Annotated in this window: 17 protein-coding genes and 1 pseudogene; 4 read left to right on the top strand and 14 right to left on the bottom strand. The window is 71.6% G+C overall.

Translation table 11 applies throughout. The annotated features are described in order from the left end of the window. Positions 1-318 precede the first annotated feature (318 nt). The 6 genes from D1648_RS07850 to D1648_RS07825 form a co-directional block, all read right to left on the bottom strand. A complete protein-coding gene (locus tag D1648_RS07850) occupies positions 319-735 on the bottom strand; it encodes a cytochrome c oxidase subunit 4 (protein ID WP_122940436.1) in 417 nt (138 codons plus the stop codon). 1 nt (position 736) lies between these two features. After that, positions 737-2449, bottom strand: coding sequence for a cytochrome c oxidase subunit I (ctaD, locus tag D1648_RS07845; RefSeq protein ID WP_122940434.1), 1713 nt, complete (start codon positions 2447-2449; stop codon positions 737-739). Beyond that, positions 2446-3384 carry a cytochrome c oxidase subunit II gene (gene coxB, locus D1648_RS07840; protein WP_122940432.1) on the bottom strand — a complete coding sequence of 313 codons (939 nt, stop codon included), beginning with the start codon at positions 3382-3384 and terminating at the stop codon, positions 2446-2448. The genes ctaD and coxB overlap by 4 nt, the downstream gene beginning before the upstream one ends. Before the next feature lie 352 nt (positions 3385-3736). Further along, the gene (gene erpA, locus D1648_RS07835; protein ID WP_122940429.1) at positions 3737-4093 is read right to left on the bottom strand and encodes an iron-sulfur cluster insertion protein ErpA; all 357 of its coding nucleotides are present in this window, start codon (positions 4091-4093) and stop codon (positions 3737-3739) included. Positions 4094-4205: 112 nt separating this feature from the next. Beyond that, positions 4206-4499, bottom strand: a complete 294-nt coding sequence (locus D1648_RS07830) for a hypothetical protein (protein WP_241155402.1) — start codon at positions 4497-4499, stop codon at positions 4206-4208. Continuing rightward, entirely contained in the window at positions 4496-5926 is a 1431-nt protein-coding gene (locus D1648_RS07825) for a dipeptidase (protein WP_122940427.1), read from the bottom strand. The genes D1648_RS07830 and D1648_RS07825 overlap by 4 nt, the downstream gene beginning before the upstream one ends. 73 nt (positions 5927-5999) lie before the next feature. Here D1648_RS07825 and D1648_RS07820 point away from each other — a divergent pair, with 73 nt between their 5' ends. Further along, complete coding sequence (locus D1648_RS07820; RefSeq protein WP_122940425.1) at positions 6000-6593, top strand: DUF3043 domain-containing protein; 594 nt, start codon at positions 6000-6002, stop codon at positions 6591-6593. Between the two features lie 96 nt (positions 6594-6689). Here the strand turns inward: D1648_RS07820 and aspS are convergent, their stop codons facing one another. Further along, entirely contained in the window at positions 6690-8498 is a 1809-nt protein-coding gene (aspS, locus tag D1648_RS07815) for an aspartate--tRNA ligase (protein ID WP_122940423.1), read from the bottom strand. 344 nt (positions 8499-8842) lie between these two features. Between aspS and D1648_RS07810 the strand changes: the two are divergent. Continuing rightward, positions 8843-10718: pseudogene (locus D1648_RS07810) on the top strand (DEAD/DEAH box helicase). Between the two features lie 87 nt (positions 10719-10805). Here the strand turns inward: D1648_RS07810 and trxA are convergent. Further along, a complete protein-coding gene (gene trxA, locus D1648_RS07805) occupies positions 10806-11171 on the bottom strand; it encodes a thioredoxin (protein WP_122940421.1) in 366 nt (121 codons plus the stop codon). A 102-nt stretch (positions 11172-11273) separates the two neighbouring features. Then, the gene (gene hisS, locus D1648_RS07800) at positions 11274-12638 is read right to left on the bottom strand and encodes a histidine--tRNA ligase (RefSeq protein WP_122940418.1); all 1365 of its coding nucleotides are present in this window, start codon (positions 12636-12638) and stop codon (positions 11274-11276) included. A gap of 213 nt (positions 12639-12851) precedes the next feature. Between hisS and D1648_RS07795 the strand changes: the two genes are divergently transcribed. Continuing rightward, a complete protein-coding gene (locus D1648_RS07795) occupies positions 12852-14486 on the top strand; it encodes a DUF349 domain-containing protein (protein ID WP_122940416.1) in 1635 nt (544 codons plus the stop codon). 245 nt (positions 14487-14731) lie between these two features. After that, positions 14732-15412, top strand: coding sequence for a hypothetical protein (locus D1648_RS07790; protein ID WP_122940414.1), 681 nt, complete (start codon positions 14732-14734; stop codon positions 15410-15412). Here the strand turns inward: D1648_RS07790 and D1648_RS07785 are convergent. The 5 genes from D1648_RS07785 to yajC form a co-directional block, all read right to left on the bottom strand. Beyond that, positions 15399-17810: a bifunctional (p)ppGpp synthetase/guanosine-3',5'-bis(diphosphate) 3'-pyrophosphohydrolase gene (locus D1648_RS07785; protein ID WP_122940412.1), complete on the bottom strand. Its 2412-nt coding sequence runs from the start codon at positions 17808-17810 to the stop codon at positions 15399-15401. The two genes, D1648_RS07790 and D1648_RS07785, sit on opposite strands and share 14 nt — an antisense overlap. Before the next feature lie 138 nt (positions 17811-17948). Continuing rightward, on the bottom strand, positions 17949-18500 hold the full coding sequence (locus D1648_RS07780; protein WP_122940410.1) for an adenine phosphoribosyltransferase: 552 nt from the start codon (positions 18498-18500) through the stop codon (positions 17949-17951). Between the two features lie 8 nt (positions 18501-18508). After that, positions 18509-19693 (bottom strand): protein translocase subunit SecF, encoded by a 1185-nt coding sequence (secF, locus tag D1648_RS07775; RefSeq protein WP_122940408.1) that lies wholly within the window; start codon positions 19691-19693, stop codon positions 18509-18511. Continuing rightward, entirely contained in the window at positions 19690-21669 is a 1980-nt protein-coding gene (secD, locus tag D1648_RS07770; protein ID WP_122940406.1) for a protein translocase subunit SecD, read from the bottom strand. Before secD ends, secF begins: the two co-directional genes overlap by 4 nt. Positions 21670-21772: 103 nt before the next feature. After that, positions 21773-22165, bottom strand: a complete 393-nt coding sequence (gene yajC / locus D1648_RS07765) for a preprotein translocase subunit YajC (RefSeq protein ID WP_122940403.1) — start codon at positions 22163-22165, stop codon at positions 21773-21775. Positions 22166-22289 lie beyond the last annotated feature (124 nt).

The raw sequence follows: 22289 nt of genomic DNA, 5'->3' as shown, positions 1-22289 counted from the left end.
GTGCCCTCGATCCCTGCGCGCTGATCCGTGGCGGCGATCCCCGCGACGTCTGGAGCGGTGTCGCACCGCGAAGACCCGTCGCCGTGCACCCATGTGGCGTTCGACGGCAGCTGGCTGTCACGATGGCGATCACGCCCCGCGTCCCGATGGGACGACTCCCCCGGGCCGCACCGCCGTCAGGCCCTGCGAACCCGGAGGCCGTGCATGCGTTCTGACCGGGAAGCAGGCGCCGAGCGTGCCTCGAGCATGAAGAAGGCCCCGCATCGACGATGCGGGGCCTTGTCCGGGTACGGCCTCGGGGACGAGGCCGGAGCGTGCTCAGTGGGCGTGCTGGCCCTGGGAGAACTCCAGCACCCACAGCAGGACGCCGTAGATCGCGGCGAGGATGCCGAAGGCGAAGATCCACCAGCCGGCGGCCACCCCGAGGAAGCAGAGCGCCGCACCGATGGAGGCCCACAGCGGAGCCCAGCTGTAGGGGCTGAAGCTGCCCTGCACACCGGCGGAGTGCTCGACCTCGCCGTCCTCCTCGTCGGAGGACCCGAGATCGTTCTTCCGCACCGCGAGGTTGGTCGCCATCGCGATCATGACGGCGAGACCGGTCAGGGCGATCATCGCCGGGAAGCCGACGGGCTCGACGCCGTGCGGCTCGAAGTATCCCGTGAGCAGTCCGTACGCGATGGTGACGATCGCGAAGAAGGCGCCCAGGATCCAGAAGATCTTGGCAGTGGCTCTCATGTCAGTTGCTCCTCGGGTTCGCGGCGGGCTCCTCGGCGAGCATGTGGTCCTGCAGCGCGACCTCCGGGTGGTGGAGATCGAAGGCCGGACGCTCGGAGCGCACGCGGGGAAGCGAGTGGAAGTTGTGTCGCGGGGGCGGGCAGGACGTCGCCCACTCGAGGGACGAGCCGTAGCCCCACGGATCGTCGACCTCGACCTTCTTCCCCTTCATGTGGGTGAGGACCACGTTCAGCAGGAACGGCAGCGTCGAGACGCCCATGATGAACGAGCCGACGGTGGAGATCTGGTTCATCCAGTCGAACCCGTCCTCCGCGAGGTAGTTCACGTAGCGGCGCGGCGCACCGGCGACACCCAGCCAGTGCTGGATGAGGAAGGTCATGTGGAAGCCGATGGCCAACAGCCAGAAGTGGATCTTGCCGATCCTCTCGCTGAGCTTGTAGCCGAACATCTTCGGCCACCAGAAGTAGAACCCGGCGAACATCTCGAAGACCACGGTCCCGGCCATCACGTAGTGGAAGTGCGCGACGACGAAGTAGGTGTCGGAGATGTGGAAGTCCAGCACCGGCGACGACAGGATGACACCGGTCAGACCGCCGAAGATGAAGGTGGTGAGGAAGCCGAGCGTGAACAGCATCGGCGTCTCGAAGGTCACCGAGCCCCGCCACATCGTGCCGATCCAGTTGAAGAACTTCACGCCCGTCGGGACGGCGATCAGCATCGTCATGAAGGCGAAGAAGTCCAGCATCACGGCGCCGGTGGTGTACATGTGGTGCGCCCACACGGTCACCGACAGGGCCGCGATCGAGATCGTCGCGCCGACGAGGGTCTTGTAGCCGAAGACCGGCTTGCGGGAGAACGTCGGGATGATCTCCGTGGCGATGCCGAAGAACGGCAGCGCGAGGACGTACACCTCGGGGTGGCCGAAGAACCAGAACAGGTGCTGCCACAGGACCGGTCCGCCGTTGGCGGGGTCGAAGATGTTCGCGTCGAAGCGGCGGTCGGCGCCCAGGGCCAGCAGCGCGGAGGCGAGCGGCGGGAAGGCCATCAGCACCAGCACGGCGGTGATCAGCGCGTTCCAGGTGAAGATCGGCATCCGGAACATAGTCATGCCGGGCATGCGCAGGCACAGGATCGTGGTGATGAAGTTGACCGAGCCCAGGATCGTGCCGAAGCCCTGCAACGCCAATCCGAAGACCCACAGATCACCGCCCAGGCCGGGCGAGAACGTGGTGTCCGACAGCGGCGCATAGGCGAACCAGCCGAAGGACGCGGCGCCCTGCGGGGTGAGGAAGCCGGCCACCACGATCAGCGAGCCGAACAGCGTGATCCAGAAGGCGAACATGTTCAGGCGCGGGAACGCCATGTCCACGGCGCCGATCTGCAGCGGCACGAGGTAGTTCGCGAAGCCGTTGAACAGCGGGGTGCCGAACATCAGCAGCATGATCGTGCCGTGCATGGTGAACAGCTGGTTGTACTGGTCCTTGGAGACCACGACCTGCAGCCCGGGCTCCCACAGCTCGGACCGGATGCCCAGCGCGAGCAGACCCCCGAACGCGAAGAACGCGAAGGCCATGCCCATGTACATCTTGCCGATCAGCTTGTGATCGGTGGTGGTCAGGAGCTGGAAGAACTGGCGCCCGAGACCGGTGGGGCGCTCCTCCTGGAACCGCTCCGGCGCCGCGGTGCTCGGCGTGGCGGTGACGTCGGTGCTCACTGGTTCTCTCCCTCGTTGCCGCGCGTGGCGGTCTCCTCGGTGTAGCGGGGCCCTGCGTCGTCCTGCTTCTGACGCATGCTCCACTCCTCCTGGTTGCGGTTGAGGTCCACGCCGAGCTGACCCTCATAGCCCTGCTCGCGCAGCTCCTGGATGTGGGCGTCGTAGTCCTCCTGCGAGACCACCTTCAGCGTGAAGAGCATGTCCGAGTGGTACTCGCCGCACAGCTCCGCGCACTTGCCGTAGTAGTCGCCCACGCGGGTCGGGGTGACCTGGAAGCTCGTGGTGTGGCCCGGGAACATGTCCTTCTTGTAGAGGAAGTCCACGACCCAGAAGGAATGGACCACGTCACGGGAGTCGAGGCGGAACTCGACGGTCTGGTCGACGGGCACCCACAGCTCGGGCAGCGAGTCCGCCGCGCCCGGCTCGCCGGTGGCGAAGGACTGCACGCCCGCGGGCTCGTGGACGTCCTCGTCGACGTAGTTGAAGTCCCAGCTCCACTGCTTGGCCACGACGTTGACGGTGACGTCGGGCTCGGCGACGTGCATCTCGACCTCGCGCGCATCGCGCTGGGTGAAGTAGAAGAGGGTCAGCACCATGACCACCGGCACGAGCGTGAACATCAGCTCGAGCGGCACGTGATAGCGCAGCTGGACGGGGAAGCCCTTGTCGTTCCTGCGCCGGCGGTAGGCGATCGCGCACCAGATGGTCAGCCCCCAGATGATGAGGCCGACGAGCACGAGCACCGACCAGGAGCCGACCCAGAGGTTCGTGATCCTCTCGGTCCTGTCGGTGACCTCCTGGCCGTCGTCGGGGCCGGGGAGGAATCCGCGCTGCTGCGCCTGGGTGCAGCCGGCGAGGACCAGAGTGGCCAGGGCGAGGCCGACTGCCGCTGCGCGGCGTCCGCGCCGCGCACGCTGGGGGACCTGGGGGATCACAGGTGATGACCTTCCGCTCGTCGTCTCCGGTCCTCGTCGCCGCCGCGGTCCGTGGGCCGCTGGCGGCTCCGCCTCGCGGAGCTGGTACTGACATGGGCTGAACATGCCCACAGTGCCGCGCCCGCTCCTGGGGAACGAGCCGTGAGGGACCGGTGGCCCCGTCACTTGACGGCACCCCGTCATCATACGGCGTCCGGAGGGTGGTGCGAGCACTTCGACCCACCGTGGACCTCCCGTTCCTCCGCGCCGTGATCGCTCCGTGATCTGCGCGTCGCCACGATCACATGCGGAAGGGCCCGGACGACGTCGCGGGACGTCGTCCGGGCCCTTCGGGAGCCGTGTGCGGGGCGGCTCAGGCGAAGGAGTCGCCGCAGGCGCAGGAGCTGCCCGCATTGGGGTTGTCGATCGTGAAGCCCTGCTTCTCGATGGTGTCGGAGAAGTCGATGACCGCACCGGTGAGATACGGGCTGGACATCTTGTCGACGATCACCTCGACGCCCTCGAAGTCGACGACCTGGTCGTCGTCCATGAGACGCTCGTCGAAGTAGAGCTGGTAGATCAGCCCGGAGCAGCCGCCGGGCTGCACCGCGATGCGCAGGCGGAGGTCGTCGCGCCCCTCCTGCTCCAGCAGGGTGGTGACCTTCTGGGCGGCACCGGAGGTGAGGGTGACGCCATGCGCCGCGGGGCGCTCGGTGGTGGTCGTGGTCATGAGGTCCTCCTCGAAGCTCGATTGCGGCCAGGATACGCCCCGGCCGTGCGGAACGGGGAGGACCTCCGGCGGCGATCCTCCCCGCGCTCGTCGGGCCGTGCCCGGCGGCGGCTCACACCACTCCGCGGAAGAGTGCCACGAGGATCACGCCCGCGTAGCCCAGGAGCACGCCCGCGATCGCACCCGTCGCCCCATCGCGGCTGCGCCCGCGCAGCACCGTCGAGATCGCCGCGACGACGACGGCGAGCACCACGAGGGCTCCCCACCACAGCAGGAAGTAGCCGGCGAGGAAGCCGATGGCGAGACCGGCCACGAGCAGCGGGATCATCAGCGGCGAGACGGGGGTGCTGCCCGATCCGTCCCGCTCCGCTCCCGTCCCGCGCGAGGCGCGGTCGGTGCCGTTCATGCCTGCTCCCGGGTGCGATGCGCGGGACCGGCGGCGAGGTCCCCGGCGCCCAGGAGCAGCAGCGCCTCGGCCAGGCACACCTTCGCGAACTCCCCCAGGTGCAGCGACTCGTCGATCCCGTGCGCGCGGGACTCCGGATCCTCCACCCCGGTGACCAGCACGTCCGCCTGCGGGAAGACCTCCAGGAGATCGGCGATGAAGGGGATCGACCCGCCGAGCCCGGTGTCCACCGCGTCATTCCCCCAGGCTCGGGCGAAGGAGCGCCGGGCGAGGTCCATCGCGGGAGAGGCCTGGGGGGCGCTGTACGGCCTGCCCTGCTCGCCGCGACGGATCGTGACCTCTGCCGTGGCGGGAGCGTGCGCCTCCAGGTGCGCCGCCAGTGCGTCCATCGCGCGGGCGGGGTCCTCCCCCGGCGGGATGCGCAGGGACACCTTGGCCCGTGCGACGGGGACGAGGGTGTTGGAGGCCTCGCGGACCGTCGGCGCGTCGATCCCGATCACGCTCAGCGCGGGGCGTGTCCACAGCCGGGCTGCGAGCGGGCCCTCGCCCGAGAGCTCGGCACCCTCGACCACGCCCGCGTCGTGACGGTAGTCGGCCTCGTCCATCTCGACGCTCGGGTCCGCGGCGCGGTGGAGGCCCTCGACGGCGACCTCTCCCCGTTCGTCGTGCAGGGTCGCCAGCAGCCGGCTGAGCTGGGTGAGCGCGTCGAGCACCGGACCGCCGAACAGCCCCGAGTGGACGGCGTGGTCCAGAGCGCGCACCTCGACGACGAGGTCGACCACGCCGCGCAGGCTCGTGGTCAGCGCCGGGGTGCCCACGGCCCAGTTCGCGGAGTCCGCGACGATGATGAGGTCGGCCGAGAGCGCGTCGCGATGCGCCTCGATGAAGGGGCGGAAGGTCGGGGATCCCGCCTCCTCCTCGCCCTCGACGAAGACGGTCACGCCGATGCCGTCGGCCGCGAGCTGCTCGCCCACCAGGCGCAGCGCAGTGACGTGCGCCATCACGCCGGCCTTGTCGTCGGCGGCGCCCCGGCCGTAGAGGCGGCCGTCGCGCTCGACGGGTTCGAAGGGGTCGCTGCTCCAGTCGGCGGGATCGCCCGTGGGCTGGACGTCGTGGTGGGCGTACAGCAGCACCGTCGGCCGTCCCTCGGCGGCGGGCGTGCGACCGATCACGGCGGGGCTGCCGCCGTCGACGGACTCGAGGGAGACCTGCGTCATCCCGGCCCCGCGCAGCAGCTCCGCGACGGCCTCGGCGCTGCGCTGGACGGGCTCGCGGTCGTAGCCCTCGAAGGCGATCGACGGGATCCTCACCAGGTCCTCGAGGTCCTCGATCGCGGCGGGGAGCAGGGGCTGCAGACGTTCTCTCAGCGCCCGGACCTCCTCGGCGGCGGCGTCGGCGGGCGGTGCGGGATCTTCCTCGGGACTCATGGTGCTCACCGTACCGCCGGACCGCCGGGATCGGCCCCGGGGCGTCCCCAGCCGCATCGCCTAGGATGCCCTGGTGATCTTCCGCAAGTCCGAGCCCCCGCAGAGCGCCGAGCCGGCGCCCGAGCCCTCGCGTCCCGGCACCAAGGGACGCCCGACGCGCACGCGCAAGGAGGCCGAGGCGGCACGTCGTCGGCCCCTCGTCGTCGACGACCGCAAGGAGGCCCGCCGGCGGGATCGCGAGCGCGCCTCCCAGGAGCGGATGGAGGCGCAGCAGGCGCTCATGACCGGTGACGAGCGGAAGATGCCGCTGCAGCATCGCGGGCCAGAGCGCCGCTACGTGCGCGACATCGTGGACTCGCGCCGCAACATCGCCGAGTACTTCTTCCCCATCGCGCTCGTGTTCATGCTGATCGCGCTGGTGCTGCCGCTGATCCGCCCGGAGATCACCACCGCGATGAGCACCGGCATGATCATCGTGCTGTGGGGCGGCATCGCGCTGTGCGTCGTGGACAGCCTCTTCCTGCGCCGCTCCCTGCGGGCGAAGCTCACCGAGCGCTTCGGCGAGGTGCAGCGGGGCCTGGTCGGCTACGGCATCATGCGGGCGATCCAGATCCGTCGCTTCCGCCTCCCGCGCGCCCAGATCAAGCACGGCGAGGCTCCCCGCTGACACAGCCCCTGCAGGGCGAGTCCCTCGCGCCCACCTGCCCACATGACGACGGTCGACGCGGAGGATCGCGTCGGCCGTCGTCGTGTGCGGGCGGGGTCAGGCCCTCTCGGCCGCTCCCGCGGAGTCCTGTTCGCCCTGGGACGTGCCCTTGGCGGCGGGCTTCGCGTCCACACCGGCCTCCTTGCGCTGCTGGGGCGTGATCGGGGCCGGAGCGGCGGTCAGCGGGTCGTAGCCGTTGCCGGTCTTGGGGAAGGCGATGACCTCGCGGATCGAGTCCTCGCCGGCCAGCAGCGCCACGATCCGGTCCCAGCCGAAGGCGATGCCGCCGTGGGGCGGGGCGCCGAACTGGAAGGCGTCCAGCAGGAAGCCGAACTTCTCCTGCGCCTCCTCGGCCCCGATGCCCATCACCTCGAAGACGCGCTGCTGCACGTCCTGGGAGTGGATGCGGATGGAGCCGCCGCCGATCTCGTTGCCGTTGCACACGATGTCGTAGGCATAGGCCAGGGCCGAGCCCGGGTCGCTGTCGAAGGTGTCGAGGAACTCGGGCTTGGGCGAGGTGAAGGCGTGGTGCACGGCGGTCCACGCCCCGCCGCCGACGGCGACGTCGCCGGCGGCGCGCGCCTCGGCCGCGGGCTCGAACATCGGCGCGTCCACGACCCACACGAAGGCGAAGGCGTCCTCGTCGATCAGGCCGAGCCTCTCGGCGATCTCGCCGCGGGCGGCGCCCAGCAGCGCGCGGGAGCTCTTCGGCTCGCCGGCGGCGAAGAAGATGCAGTCCCCGGGGGCGGCACCCGTCTTCTCGAGCAGACCGGCCTTCTCGTCCTCGGAGATGTTCTTGGAGACGGGACCGGTGAGGGTGCCGTCCTCCTGGACCAGCACGTAGGCGAGGCCCTTCGCGCCGCGCTGCTTGGCCCATTCCTGCCAGGCGTCGAGCTGGCGGCGGGGCTGGGACGCGCCGCCGGCCATCACGATCGCCCCGACGTAGGGGGCCTGGAAGACGCGGAACGGCGTGTCGGCGAAGTAGTCGGTCATCTCGACGAGCTCGAGGTCGAAGCGCAGATCGGGCTTGTCCGAGCCGAAGCGGCGCATCGACTCGGCGTAGGTGATGCGCGGGAAGGGGCCGGAGATCTCGTGGCCGCCCTTCGCCCAGGCGGCGGCGAGGATCTGCTCGGCCAGGGCGATCACGTCCTCCTGGTCCACGAAGCTCATCTCGACGTCGAGCTGGGTGAACTCGGGCTGGCGATCCGCGCGGAAGTCCTCGTCGCGGTAGCAGCGTGCGAGCTGGAAGTACTTCTCGATCCCGCCGACCATGAGCAGCTGCTTGAACAGCTGCGGGGACTGCGGCAGCGCGTACCAGGAGCCGGGCGCGAGGCGGGCGGGGACCAGGAAGTCGCGGGCGCCCTCGGGGGTGGAGCGGGTCAGGGTCGGGGTCTCGACCTCGACGAAGCCCTGCTCCAGGAGGGTGTCGCGCGCAGCGCGGTTGACCTCGGAGCGCAGACGCATCGCCGCGGCCGGTCCCTGCCGGCGCAGGTCCAGGTAGCGGTAGCGCAGGCGGGTCTCCTCCCCCACCTCGCTGTGCTCGTCGAGCTGGAAGGGCAGCGGGGCGGAGGCGCTGAGCACCTCGACCTCGGTCGCCGTGACCTCGATCTCGCCCGTGGGCAGCTGCGGGTTCTCGTTGCCCTCGGGGCGGCGGTCGACGGTGCCGGTCACCTTCAGCACGTACTCGCTGCGCAGGTGCATCGCCTCGTCCTCGCGCACGACCACCTGGGTGACGCCCGCGGCGTCGCGCAGATCGAGGAACGTCACGCCGCCGTGGTCACGGCGACGGCCGATCCAGCCGGTGAGGGTGACGGTCTGTCCGATGTGCTCCTGGCGGAGCTCACCGGCGGTGTGGGTGCGCAGCACGAGAGGTGTCCTTTGGATGGGGTCCGGCGGTCATTGCTCCGCAGGCCTGCGACGCGGACGGTCGCGCCGGGCGGGGAGCCGGGATGGTCCTCGCGCCGGGCTCTGCGGAGACCCCAGCCTAGCGCGCAGCGTGAGGGATCTCGCCACCGCCGCCCTGTCGCTCGCGCGATCGCACCCGTAGACTCGTCGACGGTCCGACCTGCGAGAGCGCAGGTCCTCTCCGCCCGAGTTCGCCCGAGCCGCGCCGTGCCGTCGCATGGTCCTCGTCGCGCGAAATGTATGGGCATCCACGCCCTGCGACCTGTTGGGGCCTGTTGAAACCCCCTGACCGTCGTAAGGACGCCATGACTGAATCCCGCCCTGCCTCCGATGTCCTCGAGCCCGCCGGGTCCGACATCACCGCCGAGACCGTGACCGAGAGCACCGAGGGGAGCGCCGCGACCGAGGCGCCGGCAGGCCCCTCCTTCGACGACCTCGACCTGCCGGCGCCGCTGCGCCGCGCGGTGGACGAGCTCGGCTTCACGACCCCCTCCGCGATCCAGGCGCAGGCGATCCCCTCGCTGCTCGAGGGCCGCGACGTGATCGGCGTCGCCCAGACCGGCACCGGCAAGACCGCCGCCTTCGGGCTCCCGCTGCTCGCGGCGATCGATCCCTCCCTGCGCGAGGTGCAGGGACTGGTCCTCGCCCCCACCCGCGAGCTCGCGATGCAGGTCGCCGACGCGATCTCCTCCTTCGCCACCGCCATCGGCGGGCTCGACGTGATCGCCCTGTACGGCGGTTCGCCCTACGGCCCGCAGGAGCGTGCGCTCTCCCGCGGCGCGCAGGTCGTCGTCGGCACCCCGGGCCGCGTGATGGACCACATGCGTCGTGCGAACCTCAAGCTGGACACGATCCGCTTCGCGGTGCTCGACGAGGCCGACGAGATGCTGCGCATGGGCTTCGCGGAGGACGTCGAGGAGATCCTCTCCCACTCCCCCGCGTCCCGGCAGGTCGCGCTGTTCTCCGCGACGATGCCCTCCGCGATCCAGCGCGTCGCCCAGGACCACATGAAGGACCCGGTGCGGGTGAGCGTCACCCCGCAGTCCTCGACGGTCAAGAGCGTCAGCCAGTCCTACGCGGTTGTGCCGTTCAAGCACCGCACCGGTGCGCTGGCCCGTGTGCTGGCGACGTCCTCGGCCGAGGCGGCGATCGTGTTCGTCCGCACCCGCGCCGCCGCGGAGGAGGTGGGCTCCGCGCTCGTCTCCCGCGGCCTGATCGCGGCCTCCATCAGCGGGGACGTGCCGCAGAAGGAGCGCGAGAAGATCGTCGAGCGGCTGCGCGACGGGTCCCTGCAGGTGCTCGTCGCCACCGACGTCGCCGCACGCGGGCTGGACGTCGAGCGGATCGGTCTGGTGGTGAACTTCGACGTGCCCAAGGAGGCGGAGTCGTACGTCCACCGCATCGGCCGCACGGGTCGCGCCGGACGCTCCGGCGAGGCGCTGACCTTCATCGGCCCCCACGAGCGCCGGGCGCTGAAGAACATCGAGCGCGCCACCAGGCAGACCCTCGCCGAGGCGGACATCCCCTCGCCCCGCGACGTCTCCAAGCACCGTCTCGCGGCGCTGCTCACCCAGGTCCCCGAGCGGATCGAGCGCGGCCGCCTCGAGCTGTACCGCGAGCTGATCGGCGAGTTCGTCGGCCGAGAACGAGATCGACCCGCTCGAGCTCGCCGCTGTGCTCGGCGCGATGACCGTGGGCGACGAGGGGCCCGGCGCCGCGACCGAGGACGAGGAGTTCACCGGCGCGCGTCTGTCGGGCGAGGACCGCCACGGCGACCGCGAGCGGGGCCCGCGCCGGGAAGGACAGCAGACCGAGCGCGGCTACACCTCCTACAAGATCGGCGTGGGCCACACCCACGGCGCCCGTCCCCCGGCGATCGTCGGCGCGATCACGGGCGAGGGCGGTCTGCACGGCAAGGATGTGGGCAAGATCCAGATCTTCCCCACGTTCTCCCTCGTGCAGATCCGCGGTTCCCTCGACGCCACGCAGCTGGAGCGGATCTCCCGGGCGAAGGTCGGCGGGCGCGAGCTGCGCATCGGCCCGGATCGCGGGCCCCGCGGCGGGAAGGGACCGCGCCGCGACGGCGAGCGACCCTTCCGCCGGGACGACCGTCCGCGGCGTGACGACCGTGGCGGGCGCTTCGAGGGCAAGCGTCGCCCCTACCGCCGCGACGAGGCCTGAGCACCCGGGCCTCGCACGACGAGGAGGGCCCCGTCACCGGATCATCCGGTGGCGGGGCCCTCCTCGTGCGCTCGGGTCGCGGCGGCGTCAGCCCTGCTGCTGGGCCTCGGCGTAGGCCTTGCGGACCTCGTCCATGTCCAGGTTCCTCACCTGGCCGATGAGGTCCTCGAGCGCGGACTGCGGGAGAGCGCCGGCCTGCGAGAAGACCGGGATGCCCTCGCGGTAGGCGACGAGGGTCGGGATCGAGGTGACGCCATAGCGCATCGCCAGCTCCTGCTGGTCCTCGGTGTCGACCTTCGCGAAGGTGACGTCCTCGTGGGCGTCCGAGGCCTCCTCGAAGATCGGGGCGAAGCGCTGGCACGGCACGCACCAGCCCGCCCAGAAGTCGATCAGGACGATGCCGTCCTCGACGGTCTTGTCGTGGTTCTCGGTGGTCAGGGTGAGCGTAGCCATGACCGGTGGAACGCCGCAGCCCCCGGGATCATTCCCCCGACACCGTGATGTGAGCCAGCTCATCCGCTCCTGGCCGGCCGGTGGCCCCGGCCTGCCGGGGTCTCAGGCGTCCTGCCCGTTCCCGGCGGCGAGGACGCGGGGGCGCAGGTCCTCGGCCGGCGGCATCCAGACGGCGGGGTCCGCTGCGGTCTGCTCGCCGCTGCGGATGTCCTTGACCTCCCCCTCTGCGCCCTCGGCGCCGGGGAACCAGATGAAGGGGATGCCCCGCCGGTCCGCGTAGCGGATCTGCTTGCCGAACTTCGCGGCGGTCGGGGCGACCTCGCACGGGATGCCGCGGGCGCGCAGGGCCCGGGCGGCGGCGTCGCTGCGCTCGCGGTGCTCCTCATCGGCGACCGAGACCAGCACGCAGGTCGGGACCGAGCGGCTCGGTGCGACCATCCCCGCCGAGACGAGGCGGGAGACCAGGCGCGAGAGACCGATGGAGAGGCCGACGCCGGGGTAGGTGTGACGGTTGTCCGCCGCGAGGCGGTCGTAGCGTCCACCGGAGCAGATCGAGCCGAGCGACTCGTGCCCGGCGACGAAGCTCTCGAAGACGGTGCCGGTGTAGTAGTCGAGGCCGCGGGCGATGGACAGGTCGGCGAGGATCATCCCGGGCACGGCCGCCTCGACCCGTTCGAGGACCGCGGTGAGCTCCGCGATCCCCTCCTCGACCGTCTCGCCGCTGCCGCCGAGGTCGCGGACCTGCTGGGCGAAGGAGGCGTCGCGGGTGCGGATGGAGGCGAAGGCGAGAGCCTTCTCCGCCTGCTCCTCGCTGGCCCCGGCCTCCTCGCGCAGCAGGGTGCGCACGGCCTCCGCGCCGATCTTCGGCAGCTTGTCCAGGGCGCGCAGCACCGGGGTGTGGTCCTCGAAGCCGATCGCGCGGAAGAAGCCCTCGGACAGCTTGCGGGTGTTGGCGTGGATGCTCACCTGCGGCAGGGGCAGGCGCGAGAGGATCTCGGCCATCACGATGGCGACCTCGGCCTCGACGTGGCCGGGCAGGGTGTCCTGGCCGATCACGTCGAGATCGGCCTGGTAGAACTCGCGGAAGCGGCCGTCCTGGGGCCGTTCGCCGCGCCACACCTTCTGGATCTGGTAGCGGCGGAACGGGAAGGCGAGGTCGTTCTGGTGCTCGAGCACGTAGCGGGCCAGCGGCACGGTGAGGTCGAAGTGGAGGCCGAGGGTGCGCGAGCGGTCAGCGCCGGCGTCGTCATCGCCCTCCTCGGCGTGCAGGCGACGCAGGACGTACACCTCCTTGTCGATCTCGCCCTTGCGCAGGAGCTGCTCGAGCGGCTCGACCGCGCGAGTCTCGACGCCGGAGAACCCGTGCAGCTCCGCGACCTCCCGGAACACGTCGATCACGTGCTGCTCGACGAGCCGCTCCGCGGGGAGCCACTCCGGGAATCCTGACAGGGCGGCGATCTTCGCCATGCGGTGCACTTCCTTCTGGTCGTCGGCGGGGCGCACCCATTATCCCCTGTCGGGGCCGTCGCTGTCGGACGCGGCGCTCCGAGGGCGCGGGCCGCTGTAGAGTTCCCTGACGTGGTCGTCCCGGTCCCGCCGGGGCGAGCGCCCCGACAGCCCGGCCGTCCTCGTGGCGGCAGTGTCCCGCCCTGCAGCGGATCCCATCGAAGGAGCTCAATCGTGAGCGAGTCCGAGACTCCCCTCCCCGCCGACCAGTCCTCCGTCCCCGAGGCCGACGGCGTCGTCGACGAGACGGCCGAGCAGGCATCCGCCGAGCAGGCGCCCGCCGAGCCGCAGCCGCAGGAACCGGCCGACGCCGAGCGGACGACCTCGGAGCAGGTGCCCGAGTCCGGCGCCCAGGCCCCGGCCGCCGACGGGCCGTCGCCCTCCGCCGAGGCCGAGACCGCCGAGGCGCAGGCCCCGGCCACCCCGAAGCCCGCCGCGCCCTCCCCGTCGGCCCCGCGTCCGGCGGCGCCCTCCCCCGCCGCGCTCGCCGGCAAGAAGCCCACCGCCGCGCTGCTGCCGGTCGCCCCGGCCATCACCGAGCACGACCCCGAGAAGATCGCGGAGGCGAAGGCCTTCGGCGCGGTGGCCGAGGACGGCACGGTCACCGTCCAGGACGGTACCCAGGTGCGCACGATCGGCACCACGACGGAGACCGACCGCGATGCGGCGCTCGAGCCCTTCGCCTCGGCGTATCTCGACCTGGTCGCCTTCCTCGACCTCACGGCCACGACGCTGAACGCTCCCGAGCACACGCAGAACGAGCTGAACCGGCTCCTGGAGAACCTGCGCAAGAACATGAAGGAGCCGCAGGTCGTCGGCGACATCCCGGCGCTCCGCGCCCGAGCGTCGGAGCTGCGCGAGCAGGCGAAGGAGAAGATCCGGGCGCTCGAGGCGAAGCGGGCTGAGCAGCGTGAGGCCGCGACGGCGCGCCGCACCGAGTTCGTCGAGTCGATCGAGGCGCTGGTCGCCACGCCCCCGGAGCAGATCTCCTGGAAGAACGCCGGGGAGACCATGCGACAGATGGTCCCGACCTGGAAGCAGATGCAGTCCGAGGACATCAACCTCGACCGCCCGACCGAGGAGGCACTGTGGAAGCGGCTCTCGGCCGCCCGCGCCTCCTTCGACCGGATGCGCAAGCAGTTCTTCTCGAAGCTCGACGAGAAGCACGCTGAGGCCGCCGCGCACAAGGAGGAGCTCATCGCCCGCGCCGAGGCGATGCAGGACTCCACCGACTGGGGCCCGACGGTCCGCGCGTACAAGGACCTGATGGAGCAGTGGCGCCGCGCTCCCCGCGGAGCCCGCAAGAAGGACGACGCCCAGTGGAAGCGGTTCAAGGCCGCGCAGGACACGTTCTTCGCCGCCCGCAACGCCGATCTGCACGAGACAGAGGCCGAGCAGCGGAAGAACCTGGAGGCCAAGGAGGCTCTCCTGGTCGAGGCCGAGGCCATCGACCCGGGCAAGGATCTCGAGGCCGCGAAGACGGCCCTGCGCTCCGTCCAGGATCGCTGGGAGGAGGCCGGCAAGGTGCCGCGCGGGGACATGCGGCGCATCGACGACCGACTGCGCGCCGTGGAGCGGGCCGTGAAGAACGCCGAGCAGGACGAGTGGCGCCGCACCGACCCCCGCACCCGGGCCCGGGTCGAGGGGGCGTCCTCCCAGCTGCACTCCGCGATCGCCTCCTACGAGGAGGCGCTGGAGAAGGCGCGCGAGGGCGGCGACCCGAAGAGGATCGCCGAGGCGGAGGCCGCGCTCGAGGCCCGCAAGGAGTGGCTCGCCGTGATCGAGCGCTCCGCCCGCGACCTGGGCTGAGCCTCTGGCCGGCCGGCGCCCGGCGCCGCATCGTCCCTCCCCATGCCCCGCCCGTCCACAGCGACGGGCGGGGCATTGCCGTGCGGGGCCGCGCCGGGGAGGGTCGGAGCATGACGACACCGTCCCGCTCCGCTGCCACCGCCCACGCCTGCTCCGATACCGCGCACGACGCACCGGCCGGCCCACGTCACGAAGTGCCGGACGAGGTCCCGGACGCTCGACCGTGGGACCCTCCCCCGGCCCCGGTGATCACCTCCGCAGCACGTCCGATCGGGCTGTGCGCCGCCTGGTCCCATCACGCTGCGGAGCTGGCCCTGGCCCTCGGCGGCGACCTCCAGCGCTGGGAGGAGACACCCACGACGGCCGCGATGGTGGGCCGCGGGGAGCTCGCCCGGCTGCGGCCGGGGATCTTCCTCCCGCCCGACCTGCTCGACAGCGCGGTACGGCGGGCGCTCGCCGTCGGCTGCGCGCTCGGCGAGCATCTGCAGCCCCATCATGTGATCGCCGGCCCGACCGCGGCCTGGGTGCATCTGGGCGGCATCCCGCCCGCACCGCTCGAGCTGCTCTCCCCCTCCCACCGCGGGGTGCTCGCCGGGGTGGTGCAGCGCCACGCCCGTCTGGCACCCGGGGAGATCGACACCCTGGGCGGCGCACCGGTCACGACGCCCCGGCGCACCGCTGTCGACCTGCTGCGGTTCAGCCCCGAGGAGACGGCCCGCCCGCTGCTGCGCGGCCTCGAGCGGGCAGGCCTGGTGGAGGCCGAGGAGGTGCGCGCCCATCTGCACCGCCTGCACCGTCATCCCGGGGTGCAGGCCGCCCGGGAGCGCCTGGCGAGGATCCTCGGCTCCGGCGTCGGCCCGCCATCCAGCGCACCGCGACCGCTGGTGCGGCCGCACGGGCGGGCAGGACCCGTCAGCTCGCGGTGAGCGGGGTGCCGGCGCCCACGGGGTGGCCGTCCGCGGTGACCCGGTAGACGTCGTAGACCCCCTCGACCCGCCGCACCTGCGCGAGCACGGACTGGAGGTGGGAGGGGTCAGCCAGCTCGAAGGAGAAGAAGGTCGTGGCCAGCCGGTCGGTGTTCGACTGCGCCGAGGCGGACTGCAGGTTCACCTGCTGCTCGGAGATCACCAGGGCGAGATCGGTCAGCAGCCGGGGCCGGTCCAGCGCCTCGACCTTGATGTGCACGAGATAGGCGGTGCTGTGACGACCGGACCAGGTGGCCTCGACCATCCGATCGGGCTGCTGCTCCTGCAGCTGGATCGCGTTCGTGCAGCTCGTGTGATGCACCGAGATGCCGGAGCCGCGGGTGATGAAGCCGACGATCGGGTCGCCGGGCACCGGGGCGCAGCACTTGGCGAGCTTGACCCACAGATCGGCGTGGCCGTCGATGATCACGCCCTGATCGGTCTCCGAGGTGTGACGCTCCTGGCGGCTGCCGCGGCGCCGTGCCCGCGAGGGCAGAGTGATCTCGGCGAGGTCCTCCTCGGCGCCGTCGGACCCGCCGAAGGAGGCGCGGAGCTTCTCGACGACGTGCTGGGCGCCGGTGTGCCCCTCCCCGATGGAGGTGTAGAGCCCGTCGATCGAGGAGAGGTTCAGCTCCGTGGCGATCGTGGCGAGGGTGTCGTGGGTCAGCAGTCGGCGCATCGGCAGGTCCTGCCGCCGCAGCGCCTTGGCGAGCTCCTCCTTTCCCCGCTCGAGCGCCTCCTCGCGCCGCTCCTTCGAGAACCACTGGCGGATCTTGCTGCGGGCGCGCGGCGACTTCACGAAGCCGAGCCAGTCCCGGCTCGGCCCCGCGTCCGCGGACTTCGAGGTGAACACCTCGACCACGTCGCCGGTGGAGAGCGTCGACTCCAGGGAGACCAGGCGCCCGTTCACGCGGGCGCCGATCGTGCGATGGCCGACCTCCGTGTGGACCGAGTAGGCGAAGTCCACCGGGGTGGAGCCCTGCGGAAGCGCCAGCACGTCGCCCTTCGGCGTGAAGACGTACACCTCCTGCGTGTTGATCTCGAAGCGCAGCGAGTCCAGGAACTCCCCGGAGTCGGTGGTCTCCTTCTGCCAGTCCATGAGCTGGCGCAGCCAGGCGGCGTCGTTCGAGATCGCGGCGGACTCGGCACCGCCCTGACCGCCTGCCATCGCCTTGTACTTCCAGTGCGCGGCGACGCCGTACTCCGCGCGACGATGCATCTCCCGCGTGCGGATCTGGATCTCGACCGGTTTGCCGGTGGGACCGATCACCGTGGTGTGCAGGGACTGGTAGAGGTTGAACTTCGGCAGCGCGATGTAGTCCTTGAAGCGGCCCTGCACCGGCGACCAGCGGGCGTGCAGCGTGCCGAGCACCCCGTAGCAGTCGCGGACCGTGTCCACCAGCACCCGCACCCCGACCAGGTCGTAGATGTCGGAGAAGTCGCGGCCGCGCACGATCATCTTCTGGTAGATCGAGTAGTAGTGCTTGGGTCGACCGGTGACCTCGGCCTTGATCCGTGCCTTCTTGAGGTCCTCCTGGATCTGGGAGGAGACCGTGCTGAGGTACTGCTCGCGCGCCGGCGCGTGCTGCGCCACGAGAGAGACGATCTCCTCGTACACCTTCGGGTACAGCACCTGGAAGGAGCGGTCCTCGAGCTCCCACTTCATCGTGTTCAGGCCCAGGCGGTGCGCGAGCGGCGCATAGATCTCGAGGGTCTCCTTCGCCTTCCGCTCGGCGGAGGCGGCGGGCACGTACTTCCAGGTCCGGGCGTTGTGGAGGCGGTCGGCGAGCTTGATCAGCAGCACCCGCACGTCGCGGCTCATGGCGACGATCATCTTCCGGACCGTCTCTGCCTGAGCGGCCTCGCCGTAGGTGACCTTGTCCAGCTTCGTCACGCCGTCGACCATCACGGCGATGATCTCGCCGAACTCGGAGCGCAGCTGGTCCAGGGAGTAGTCGGTGTCCTCGACCGTGTCGTGGAGGAGCGCGGCGGCGACGACATCGGCCGGGGAGCCGAGCTCGGCGAGGATCGTGGCGACCGAGACCGGATGGGTGATGTACGGGTCGCCGCTCCTGCGGGTCTGGCCGCGGTGGGAGCGCTCCGCGACCGCGTAGGCCCGGCGGACGAGCTCCTGGTTCTCCTTCGGACTGACCGCCGTCATGGTCTCCAGCAGCGGGGCCAGCAGCGGATCCACCGCGGAGGCGGCTCGCGGGGCGAAGAAGGACAGCCGCGAGCGGGAGCGGCGCGGCGACGTCGAGGGGGTCCGGGGCGAGGAGGGCGTGGCCGCGGGCGGGCGCGTCGTCTGATCCGCCGGGGTGCTGCGACCCTCGGCGTGCTCGGATGCGGTCCGCTCCTGCATGCACACCTCCCTGTCTGGAAGGCCTCAGTCTACGCGCGGGCGGGCGATGGGCGCGCACGCTCCGGCGAGCGGACCGGTGCGCCGGAGCGCAGCGGACCGAGGCACCACGCAGGTCAGCGGGCGAGCGCGCCGGGCAGGTCAGTCGGGGATGCTCCACACGGCGGTCAGCGGGACGCCGGACAGCTTCTCCCGGCCGCCCAGCGCCTCGAGCTCGAGGAGGAAGGACGCCCCCAGCAGCTCGACGTCGAAGCGCCTGGTCAGCTCGATCGTCGCCGCGGCGGTGCCGCCCGTGGCCAGCAGGTCGTCGACGACGACGGTGCGCGCTCCGGCCGGCAGCGAGTTCTCCGGGATCTGGATCTCGGCGCTGCCGTACTCGAGGTCGTACTTCAGCCCGGCGGGGCGGCCGGGGAGCTTGCCGGCCTTCCGCACGGGGATGAAGCCGGCGCCGAGCTCGTACGCCAGCGGCGCGCCGAGCACGAAGCCGCGTGCCTCGGTGCCCACGACGAAGTCGATCCCCTCGGGCAGCAGGCTGGTCCAGTAGCGGATCACCTCGCGCAGCGCCGCGGCGTCGCGCAGCAGCGGCGTGATGTCGCGGAAGAGCACGCCCGGGGTCGGGAAGTCCGGGTACTCGGCGATGTGCGTGCTGCGCAGCGCCTGGATCCGGGCAGCAGCGGGCTGGGTGTCGTCCATCGGGTTCCTCACCTGCCGGTGCGCCGGCGTCGGGTGGTCCTGCGCGGCTGCTGCCGGGCAGTGCGGGTGGTGGCGGGGCCGCCGGCGTCCTGGCGCACCGGCTCGCCGTCGGCGGTGCCGCCGGTGCTCGCGGCATCGGAGCCGTCCCCTCCCCGCGCGTCCGCGGCGGGGGCGCCGTGCTCGGGATCCGTCCGGCCGGGCTCCCCGTCGTCATCCCGCCCGGCGCGGGAGCGCTCGACCGCGGCGGTGTGCTCGCGGATCCCGGGCTCGCGGCGACGGAAGTCCACCAGCAGGCCGGGGGCGAGGAAGATCGAGGAGTAGGTGCCGGCGATGATGCCGATGAACAGCGCGAGCGAGATGTCCTTGAGCGTGCCGGCCCCGAGGAGGAAGGCGCCGATGGCGAGGATCGACCCGATCGGCAGCAGCGCGACGACGGACGTGTTGATCGAGCGGACCAGGGTCTGGTTCGCCGCGAGCTCGACCAGCTCGGCATAGGTGCTTCTGCTCTGCCCCGTGAGGTCGGCCGTGTTCTCCCGGACCTTGTCGAAGACGACGATCGTGTCGTACAGCGAGTAGCCCATGACCGTCAGGAATCCGATCACCGTGCCGGGCGTGATCTCGAAGCCCACCACGCCGTAGACCGCGACGGTGAGCAGCATGTCGTGGCCCAGCGCGAGCATCGCCGCGGCGGAGGCCTTGAGGTCGCGGAAGTACAGCGCCATCATCGCGGCGACCAGGACCAGGAAGACGACCACGCCACGGGCCATCTTCGTGGTGACGTCGCCGCTCCATACGGGACCGATGTACGAGGTGGAGACCGCGTCGGCCGGCACGTCGTAGGCGGCGGCGAGCTCGCCCGCCAGCTCGGCGGTCTGCTCCGAGTCGAGCTGCTCGGTCTGCACCCGCAGGGTGTCGCTGCCGAGCTGGGTGACCTTCGGCTCGTTGTCGGGCAGGTGCTCTCGCACGACATCGCGCGCCGTGGTCTGCTCGGTGTCGGCGACCCCGGCCACCTGGAACTCGGAGCCGCCGGTGAACTCGATGCCGAAGTTCGGGCCGCGCAGGACCGCGAGGGCACCGAGCACCACGACGATCACGAGGCCGAGCAGATACCAGGTGCGGCGCCTGGTGACGATGGGCAGGACGCGCCGCCCCGCATGGAGGTCGTTGCCGAACGTGGCGAAGGTCGCGCTCATCGGCCCTGCTCCTCGGTCTCGTCGGTGTCCTCGGTCGGTCCGTCGGGCTCGGCGGGCGTGGGCTGCTGCGCGTCCGCGGAGCCGTCCCGTGGCGCGGCGGCGCCGTCGCCGGTCGCGGCGGCTGCCGCCTGCGCCTCGCGCGCCTCACGGGCGCGGCGCACGGCGATCGGCTCGCGGACGGGAGCCGCCTCGGCGTCGTCAGCTCCGCGGCGGCCGCGGCCGTTCCTCGCGGCGCGACCGTTCCCCGCGCCGCGACCGCGCTCCTCGCCGACGCGCACCCGGCCGCGACCGGCGTAGGCGGGCACGTCTCGGTCGAGCCGGGCCGGGTCCAGACCGCTCCAGGGATGACCCTTGCCGAAGAAGCGGGTGCGCACGAGGGCCTGCAGGACGGGGTGGGTGAACAGGAAGACGACCACGAGGTCGAGCACTGTGGTCAGGCCCAGCACGAAGGCGAAGCCGCGCACGCCGCCGGTGGAGAGCAGGTAGAGCACCACGGCCGCGATGACGTTGACGGAGTCGGAGGCGAGGATGGTGCGCTTGGCGCGGTCCCAGCCGTGGTCGACCGCCGCGGCGATTCCGCGCCCTTCGCGGATCTCGTCGCGCACCCGCTCGAAGTAGACGATGAAGGAGTCCGCCGTGAAGGCGATCGCGACGATCAGGCCCACCACCCCGGCCAGCGAGAAGCGGTAGCCGATCTCGGGGATGTTGGACAGGACGGTGAGCGTGCCGTAGGTCAGCAGGCCCATGATCAGCAGGCTCGACGTGGTCACGGCCGCGAGCAGGCGATACTGGCCCACCGCGTAGAGCACCACCAGGGCCAGCCCGATGAGCCCTGCGACGAGGCCCATCTCGAGCTGGTCCGCGCCGAGTGTCGCGGAGATCTGCTGCTCGGAGGCGACCTCGAACTCGAGCGGCAGCGCGCCGAAGCGCAGCTGGTCGGAGAGCTGGGTCGCCTGGTCCTGGCTGAAGTTGCCGGAGATCGAGGCCTCACCGCCCGGGGAGGGCTCCTGGACCTCGGGAGCGGAGATGACCATGCCGTCGAGCACGATGCCGAAGGCCGCGGTGGCACCCTCGCCGTTGTACAGCGCGCTGGTCATCGTCGAGAAGGACTGCGCGGCCGAGTCGTCGAAGGACATGTTCACGACGTAGTAGCCGGTGGGCTGCCCGGTGGGGGTGACGTCGGAGGCGACGGAGGAGCCCTCGATCGCGGAGCCCGCGACGACCTCGGGGCCGAGCAGGTACTTCGCGCTGCCGTCCGGGGCGCAGGCGACCATCGGCTCGTCGGGGGCAGCGCGGGCGGCGCTCTCCTGCTGCGCCGCGGGGTCCACGCAGTCGGCGCTCATCAGCTCGTTCTGGACCTCGGGGGTCATCCAGTCCATGCTCCAGGCCGGATGGGCGAGCTCGCCCTCCGAGGTGGAGGAGGCCGAGGGCGCGAGCGAGGAGTCGTCGCTGAGCGCGCCGTCGAAGAGGTGCTGGGACGGATCGGCGGGGGCCGTGGAGGCCTCGTCGTCACCGCTGCCGCCCGCGTCGGAGGCCTCTCCGCCGCCGTCGGGGGCCTCGCCGCCGCCGTCCGACGCGGCGCTGTCGCCCTCCGCCTCGGGGGCGACCACCCCGAGGACCGGACGGAACGACATCGCGGCGGTCTGCCGGATCGCCGCGGAGGTCTCCTGGTCCATCTGGCCGGGCACGTCGATGACGATGTTGGTGCCGCCCTGGACGGTGATCTCGGTCTCCGCCACGCCCATCGCGTTGATGCGCTGGCTCATGATCTGCCGGGCCTGCTCCATGGCCGTCGCGTCGATGGCAGAGCCGTCGCGGGACTGGGCCTGGAGGATGACCTGGGTGCCGCCCTCGAGATCCAGGGCGAGCTTCGGGGCGGCCTGCCAGCCGCCCTTCCAGACCCCGGCGCCGATCCCGCCGCCGAGCAGCAGGATCAGCACCGCGAGGGTCGCCAGGGCGATGCGGCGTGCGGGCATGGTGGGGGTTCCTCAGGACGACGGGCCAGGGAGGGGTGCGCGGGGCGAGGAGGCCCCGCGCTGTCGTGCGCACTCGGGTGCGCGGCGCGCTGGGCGCGGGGGCTCAGCGATCGCGGGCGGTGCCGTCCTCGCGCGGGTCCTCGTCGGTCACGGTGACACCGGGGATCTGGTCGGAGGATGCGGAGTCCTGCGCGTCCTCGGCCGTCTCGCCCTCGAGGGTCTCGCCGTCCGCGGGCTCGATCGGGTCGACGGACATGGCGATCGCCATGCGGGCCCACTTGGTCTGCGTGCCGTCCTCGGACTCGAGCACCACGACGTCGTCGTAGGACTCGACGATCAGGCCGTAGAAGCCGGAGTGGGTGCGCACCTCGTCACCGACACCGAGCTGCTTGACCAGCTCCTGCTGCTTCGCCTGCGCCTTGCGCTGCCGGTTGGACAGGAAGAGCAGGGGCAGCATCATCACGGCGAAGATGAGCAGGATGGGAAGGAGTTCCACGTAATTCCTCTCGACGGACAGCCCCTGCACGCCGTGCTCGTGCACGGGGCGGGCCTGCCGCGGGCGACTGACCGCCCTACTGTACCCGCCGACCCTCCGCACGCCTCCCAGGGGTGGTGCACAG

Source organism: Brachybacterium sp. EE-P12 (assembly GCF_003711805.1).
In the GTDB taxonomy this organism is placed as follows: domain Bacteria; phylum Actinomycetota; class Actinomycetes; order Actinomycetales; family Dermabacteraceae; genus Brachybacterium.
The sequence above is the reverse complement of the archived record's forward strand: the minus strand, read 5'-3'. Positions and strand labels throughout refer to the sequence as shown.

Bases quoted from the DNA above. Each gene is read 5' to 3' on its own strand.
- D1648_RS07830 (WP_241155402.1), bottom strand. From the start codon at position 4,499: ATGAACGGCACCGACCGCGCCTCGCGCGGGACGGGAGCGGAGCGGGAC.
- secF (WP_122940408.1), bottom strand. From the start codon at position 19,693: ATGAGCGCGACCTTCGCCACGTTCGGCAACGACCTCCATGCGGGGCGG.
- trxA (WP_122940421.1), bottom strand. From the start codon at position 11,171: ATGGCTACGCTCACCCTGACCACCGAGAACCACGACAAGACCGTCGAG.
- D1648_RS07850 (WP_122940436.1), bottom strand. From the start codon at position 735: ATGAGAGCCACTGCCAAGATCTTCTGGATCCTGGGCGCCTTCTTCGCG.
- erpA (WP_122940429.1), bottom strand. From the start codon at position 4,093: ATGACCACGACCACCACCGAGCGCCCCGCGGCGCATGGCGTCACCCTC.
- D1648_RS07825 (WP_122940427.1), bottom strand. From the start codon at position 5,926: ATGAGTCCCGAGGAAGATCCCGCACCGCCCGCCGACGCCGCCGCCGAG.
- D1648_RS07780 (WP_122940410.1), bottom strand. From the start codon at position 18,500: ATGGACGACACCCAGCCCGCTGCTGCCCGGATCCAGGCGCTGCGCAGC.
- D1648_RS07785 (WP_122940412.1), bottom strand. From the start codon at position 17,810: ATGCAGGAGCGGACCGCATCCGAGCACGCCGAGGGTCGCAGCACCCCG.
- secD (WP_122940406.1), bottom strand. From the start codon at position 21,669: ATGCCCGCACGCCGCATCGCCCTGGCGACCCTCGCGGTGCTGATCCTG.
- hisS (WP_122940418.1), bottom strand. From the start codon at position 12,638: ATGGCGAAGATCGCCGCCCTGTCAGGATTCCCGGAGTGGCTCCCCGCG.